This window comes from Kordia jejudonensis (genome assembly GCF_001005315.1).
Lineage (GTDB): Bacteria > Bacteroidota > Bacteroidia > Flavobacteriales > Flavobacteriaceae > Kordia > Kordia jejudonensis.
The window spans coordinates 1-6,499 of sequence record NZ_LBMG01000058.1 but is presented as its reverse complement, the minus strand read 5'-3'; the positions used below and the strand labels follow the sequence as shown (position 1 = coordinate 6,499).

5 protein-coding genes are annotated in these 6,499 nt (G+C 28.6%); 2 read left to right on the top strand and 3 right to left on the bottom strand.

What is annotated here, in order from left to right; genetic code table 11:
* Window positions 1-226: 226 nt before the first annotated feature.
* The 3 genes from AA089_RS20420 to AA089_RS20410 all read right to left on the bottom strand — a co-directional run bounded on the left by AA089_RS20420 (window position 227) and on the right by AA089_RS20410 (window position 2,725).
* On the bottom strand, window positions 227-703 hold the full coding sequence (locus AA089_RS20420; RefSeq protein WP_046758866.1) for a hypothetical protein: 477 nt from the start codon (window positions 701-703) through the stop codon (window positions 227-229).
* Window positions 704-715: 12 nt separating this feature from the next.
* Window positions 716-2,140 (bottom strand): hypothetical protein, encoded by a 1,425-nt coding sequence (locus tag AA089_RS20415; protein WP_046758865.1) that lies wholly within the window; start codon window positions 2,138-2,140, stop codon window positions 716-718.
* A 318-nt stretch (window positions 2,141-2,458) separates the two neighbouring features.
* Entirely contained in the window at window positions 2,459-2,725 is a 267-nt protein-coding gene (locus tag AA089_RS20410) for a hypothetical protein (protein ID WP_046758864.1), read from the bottom strand.
* Between the two features lie 217 nt (window positions 2,726-2,942).
* Here AA089_RS20410 and AA089_RS20405 point away from each other — a divergent pair, with 217 nt between their 5' ends.
* Together AA089_RS20405 and AA089_RS20395 are read left to right on the top strand one after the other, a co-directional pair.
* Window positions 2,943-4,634 carry an AraC family transcriptional regulator gene (locus AA089_RS20405; RefSeq protein WP_046758863.1) on the top strand — a complete coding sequence of 564 codons (1,692 nt, stop codon included), beginning with the start codon at window positions 2,943-2,945 and terminating at the stop codon, window positions 4,632-4,634.
* A gap of 373 nt (window positions 4,635-5,007) precedes the next feature.
* Window positions 5,008-6,499: S8 family serine peptidase (locus tag AA089_RS20395; RefSeq protein WP_046758861.1), on the top strand; the 1,492-nt coding region annotated here is incomplete at its 3' end.

Sequence of the window (6,499 nt, the reverse complement as noted above, 5' to 3'; positions counted from 1 at the left end):
GAACTAACACCGTTGCATAACGGTGTCTGTTTTTCGTTTACATAAAATTACAATTCGTCTCGAAGCTTCTGCAACTTCGCTATATTCAGTTGTATTTGCGAGTCCATAAGTTTAAAAAGTTTTAGGATGAGTTTGATACCAAATACCAGTATTAAAATCAATATGATTATCGGTATTATTTCAGAAATTAATAATACACTGAAAGAATCAATAGTTTTTTCCATAGTTAGTTTTGTTTCTTTTTATTCTTCATTCTTATTAGAGAATCATTCTTGACTCTTATATTAATTACTAGAACAGAGTCTATTTGATCCATGAACTTTTTTAGATCTTTAACATTTGAAAAATTAAATCTTTTTTTTCCATCTTCTTTTTCAAAGTTGAAATCCATGTTGGGAAAAGCTTGGTCAAGTTGCAAAATAACCCATAATTTTTTTTGGTCATATTTGTTTAAAAGAAATGAATCTAATCTTTTTTTGATTTTACTTTTTGCTACTTTTTTATTTCTAATCAAATTTGATAATGTATATGATATAGAATCATTTTGAGTAATTCTTTTATGTTGGTAATTTGAAAAATCAAATGAATTTTTTATCAACTTTTCACTTTGCTTTTTCTCTTTTCTACTTTTAAATGGTAGATATGATGTATTACAACCTAATATGAATATAAGAATGAGGAATAAAAAAAGTATTTTTTTCATGTTTTTTGTTTTCTATAAATATTCCCAACGACTATATTGTGGGTCAATTTGATTAATATCGTCTAAAAAGTAATTTAATATCATTTTCATGCTATTTGTAGCACCAACAGGATAACCAAAAAACTTAAATCCGAGAATCAACTGTCCTCTAACAGAAACTTCAAGTTTATTGTTACCTGATGAATCTGTATAGTAGTCTGAATATGGTCCCGTTGCACTATCGCTATCGGTATCACTAATTTGTAACCAATCAAATATAATGTATGTATCATCTAATACAGTATCCATGCTCAAAACCTTCATCCGTGTCAGTCCATTTGTAGCACTTGGTGTTTGTACTCTAATAATTGCCTTAACATATGCAGTAGGCGTATTATTAATTTTTATCGAATATACATCTTCTCTAACAGAATCTTGTCCTAGCACTTCATTGGAAGATTCTAAAACTGCATTTTCTGATACTATTTGATCCAAATACTCTTGCAACTCTTCAAGTGATTCAAAGTTTGGTGCTTCATCAGGTACGGATTCATCGTAATCCCAATTTCCGTCTCCAAATGTATTATCTAATTGGTCGCTAATTTCTTGTGCTTCCTGCTTTGTCAAAGGTGTAGTTACAATTTCATCACTTGGTTCATTCGGATTGTTAGTATTTGTAGATGGAGTTGTGCCACCAGTTGTATTTGTAGTAATTGGGTCATTTGGATTACTAGTAGTTGTAGTACTTGTTCCTGCTCCACCTGGACTAGTTGGCGGACACCAAACAGTAGTTACGGTATATACTTCACATTCAGTATTTCCAGCTCCATCTTGGTGTTGACATGTACTGTGCTCGCCATATATAAACGTATCTCCAGTATCAGGTGTTATGTGGTATGTCGTAGTACTAATGCTACAAGGAAGTGAGTTTTCCGTTAGTAAATCTGAAAAGTCTCCTTCAATTGGAGTTACCGTCATTTCCGTATACGTACTTACGTGTCCTGTATTAAGAAATTCTTGCAATTGCTCGCCAGTGTAATGGTATTTCATTAAAACTGTACTAAGCTCTTGTGTATTATTGTTTACAGATAGTACTAAGTTTTCTAACGCTGTACCAACTTCATTTTCACGACTAATAGCAAAGGTGTATGAGTAGCCACTACCATCATTTTTTTCTACATACTTTGCCACATTAGTTTCTACGCTAAAGTCATTATTGTCATTTTCAATACTTGATTGGTTTCGGTTTTGGGTTAGTCCTCTTAACTTTTCGCTAATTAAAGCGTTGTTCTCTATTTCACTTGTATATACCATACTTGACGAAAACGGAGCTTGCTTGGCAACAGCGATAAGTTCGTCTTGTGTTTCCAAAGCAGTATCGCTTTCGCAGTTGGTAAATAGCGTTGTTGTAAGAAATAGTAACATAAGTTTAAAGATAATTAATTTAATTGTTTTCATTGGTATGATTTTTTAAATACGCCTACTCGTTCGTTTTTCGGCATCCACGACTGTTACTAGTAGTAGTGAGGTAGAATTGCGTACTGAGAAAAATGATCTCGTTACTCACATTAAAACACTTGCTACTACCTAAGGAAAAGTATCCTTAAAAAACATTTGCCGTGGGTATTAAAAAAATACCTATCTTTGATTTTCAGTTATTAAATGGGCAAATGCTTATTTAATTTTCAAAAGGCTTCTATTTCCAGTAGAAGCTTTTTTAGTTTAAAATTTATATTTATTAGATTTTTTATGCTTTGTATAGTTTTAAATCTGATGTTAAATTTCATCCATATTGAATAATTCGCTTTTTAGTGTTTCTCTTTTTTCATTAGTTTTTAGTTTTCGAGTATATAGTTCTAAAATGGCGTTTTCAATTTTTAAATTTTCATTAAGCCCGTTAAATACATTTCTAATCATAGATGTTCCGTAGGGTTTTCCACTTCTATTAGTTACATTTTTTTCTTTAAGAATTTTCAATACTTTACCTGTATAATGATAACCGAGTGCCTTTTTAAGTTTTTTACGTTGCTCTTTGTGAATCATACTTTGTAATTATTTGACTGTAAAAATATTTTTGTTACAACTTTTCTTTCTTTTGAATATATTCTTTCTATTTTAGATGTCAGATTTTTTTGATATTGTAAATGTAGTTACTATACCTTAAAAACATCAAATAATTATACACTGCTTTCAGTGAAAATTGGGCTGTTTTCATTGAAAATAGTGTAATCTTAAAATAAAAATTGATTATTTTGAAATTGTGAATCATAGATTTTTAAACATATTGACCCTGTTTTTTTTATTAATTTGTCTCATTTCCAAGGCTAATAGTATTGATTATCAAAAAAATATTGATACACTTGAAAAAAAGAGTTTTAAGGAATTAAAACAATTATTTTATGAAACTGATGATGACTCTTTGCAATTTGCTATTGCATCTTACACATTGATTAAGGCGAAAGAGAAAGAAAACTACGTAGCGATAGCCAACAGTTATCAAAGATTATACAGATCTGTTTCTGATTTTAATTTAGGAGAGAAATATTTAGATAGCAGTATAAGTATATCAAAAGAAAAAAAACTAAAAAAAATTCTTGCGGAAAGCTATTTTTATAAGGGATACCTTAATCAAGAAAAAAATAAATATAATCTAGCCTTAAAGTATTACATTCTTGCTAATGACCATTTTGAAAATCTTGGTAATAAAGACTGGTCTGATGCAACAAGATTTAATATAGGAATTCTCAAACTGAGAGTTGGAAAAAGTGAGGAAGCTCTTCAAATATTTAAGGAATGTTTAACTTACAATAAGAAAAACAATAAACCTATTGACCTTGACCTTTTATCCGCACTTAGTTCTACTTATAGTAATATCAATCAATTAGATTCTTCCTCAGAAATTAACCGAAAAGCATATAATTACGCAAAATCCATAGAAAGTCCATATTATTATTATTTTATTCAAATAGAAGGAGTTAATAAATTCAAAAAAAAAGAATACAATGCTGCTAAAGATAGTTTGATAAAGTCTATTCAATTTTTCAAAAATCAAAAAGATCATTTGAATTTATCTAACACATACTTCTTTTTGAGTTCAGCACATCAATCTTTAAACCAAGAAGATAAAGCAATTCACTATTTAAAAAAGATTGATTCAATTTTTGACTCAGAAGGAATTATTAATTTTAGTTCGAGATACGCTTACGTTGAACTGATTGAGTATTTTAAAAAAAAAGGAGACTTAAAAAATAGACTTTATTATATTGAGAAACTTCTTGAAGTGGATAATGTATTTGAAAATACTTTCGGTAATTTAGATTTAAATCTTTATAAAAATTATGACACACCTAAATTATTGAAGGAAAGGGAAAATATAATAAAAGAATTAAAAAGCTCTAATACAGGATTCATGTATGGCAGTATCTTATTATTCATACTTCTTTTAAGTGCTTTTACTTTATTAATATACAATCGTAATAAAAGAAAGAAGTATGAACAAAAGTTTCAGGAACTATTAAGAGAGACTCAAAAACAACAAAAAGAATTACCTATAATAAAAAGTCAAGATTCGAATTCTAGTAAAAACTTAGAAATAAAGCAAGAAGTGATAACTCTAATATTAGATAGATTAGTAGCTTTTGAAGAGAAAGAACATTATTTGCAAAAGAGAATTACATTAGCGAGTTTGGCTAAAGAATTTGAAACAAATTCAAGGTACTTATCAAAAGTGGTTAATCATTATAAAGAAAAAGATTTTCGCACATATTTAAATGACTTACGAATAGACTATACTATTAATCGTATAAAAAATGATCCAATTTTTAGAAAATATACTATTTATGCAATAGCAGATGAAGTCGGGTTTTCTAATCAAGAGTCATATGCCAAGGCATTTTATAAAAGAACAGGAATTCACACCTCATTTTTTATAAAACGATTGAACAATCTTTAATCAAATGTCCAATTTTCATGAATCTTGGGCTATAAACTGTGGTTCTTTTGATTTTAGAAAGTACATTTGGAACAAGTTTAATCATAAATAAATAATAAAGATGAAAAAAAACAAAAAGTTTAAAATTAACAAATTAAAGGTAGCTAGATTGTATAATTTACACACAATCAATGGAGGAGATAGAAAAACTAAAGACAAGGAAAAATGCCCTTTAGATACGTCTACACAAAAAACTAAAAATCGACTTATAATAATTTGTAAATCTGAACATCCCGTGAACGGAGGAATATGTTAATTTGATAGTCATATGTTTTATAGATTTTTTTTCATTATAGTCATTTCTTTTTTTTGCTTTAGTTGCAGTCAAAAAGCCATGCCTTCATATAATAAAACAAGATTAAAACCTGACTCTCTATACTTAGAAAAACAATTATTGTATTGGCATTTTAAAGATATTGAGAGTGATACTATACCGGGAATAAGTCTTGATAAAGCATATGACTTTTTAAAAAATAAAACACCCGAAAATATTATTGTTGGAATATTGGATACAGAACTTAATATAGATCATCTAGCTATTCAAGATCAAATTTGGATCAATGACGATGAGATTATCAATAATGGTATTGATGATGATAAAAACGGGTATATAGATGATATTCATGGATGGAATTTTTTAAATACAATCGCTGGTGAAAATTTACCTTCCATAAATTATGGCTTTACTCGTTATGTTCAAGCATATGAAAAACAGTTTCTAAATAAAACTATTTCTGACGTTCATAAAGATAGTATACATCAATATAAACAATTTAAAAAAGCTCAAACATCACTTAATGAATCTATTGAAGAATCTAACAGCGAACTTTCTCGCTATAGAGGTCTTTTGAACAAGTGTATCTCTACTAATAAAACAATAGATAGTATTTTTTACAATAAAGAAATTACTCAAACAAAACTTGACTCATTATCTAATATAATTACTGATACTATCATAAAAAAACATATTGATTACAAAAAACTTTTATTGCAATATGATATAAATGAAGATTATTACCATTATAAAATAAATGAGTTTTCTACAGAACTAGCACAACAATTAAATGTAAAATACAATGGAAGATTATCTAAAGATGATGTAAACGATATTACAGATACAAAGTATGGTAATAACAATGTTAAAGGAGTAGGACAAATAAACCATGCTTTACGAGTTAGTAGTTTAATAGCTGCCAACAGGAATAATTTGGATTCCGTTCATGGAATCCTAAATAATATTAAGATTATGCCTGTAAATATTATGTCATATTATGGGGTTTATGACAAAGACATTGCACTTGCTATTCGGTACGCTGTAGATAATGGTGCTAAAGTCATTAATATGAGTTTTAGCATATCTTATCCAGTACACGAACAATGGCTAGAAGAAGCAATAATATATGCTATGGAAAATGATGTATTGTTGGTAACTTCTTCAGGTAATTTTAGAGAAAATTTAGACTTTCAATTGGATTACCTAAATGATTCATCAATTATTACTAAAAAAGAGTTTGCAAATAATTTTATAAAAGTTGGGGCTTCTTCTTACAGGGTGGATTCTACTCTTGTTGCGAATTTTTCAAACTATGGTAACAAAGAAGTCGATATTTTTGCCCCAGGTAATGATTTATATACTATTCATGGTAACTATATAGATAAAGACTTAGGTACTTCTTTATCTTCTGCTATTACTACAGGAGTAGCAGCACTAATTCGTTCTTATTATCCAAACTTAACAGCTTTCGAAGTAAAGCAAATCATTATGGAATCGGGCGTTTCGTATGATGTTATGGTTAATAAACCTTCTACAAGCGACAAAAAAGAAT

Excerpts from the sequence above, each read along its gene's own strand:
- AA089_RS20420 (WP_046758866.1), bottom strand. The coding sequence starts at position 703 with ATGAAAAAAATACTTTTTTTATTCCTCATTCTTATATTCATATTAGGT.
- AA089_RS20415 (WP_046758865.1), bottom strand. The coding sequence starts at position 2,140 with ATGAAAACAATTAAATTAATTATCTTTAAACTTATGTTACTATTTCTT.
- AA089_RS20410 (WP_046758864.1), bottom strand. The coding sequence starts at position 2,725 with ATGATTCACAAAGAGCAACGTAAAAAACTTAAAAAGGCACTCGGTTAT.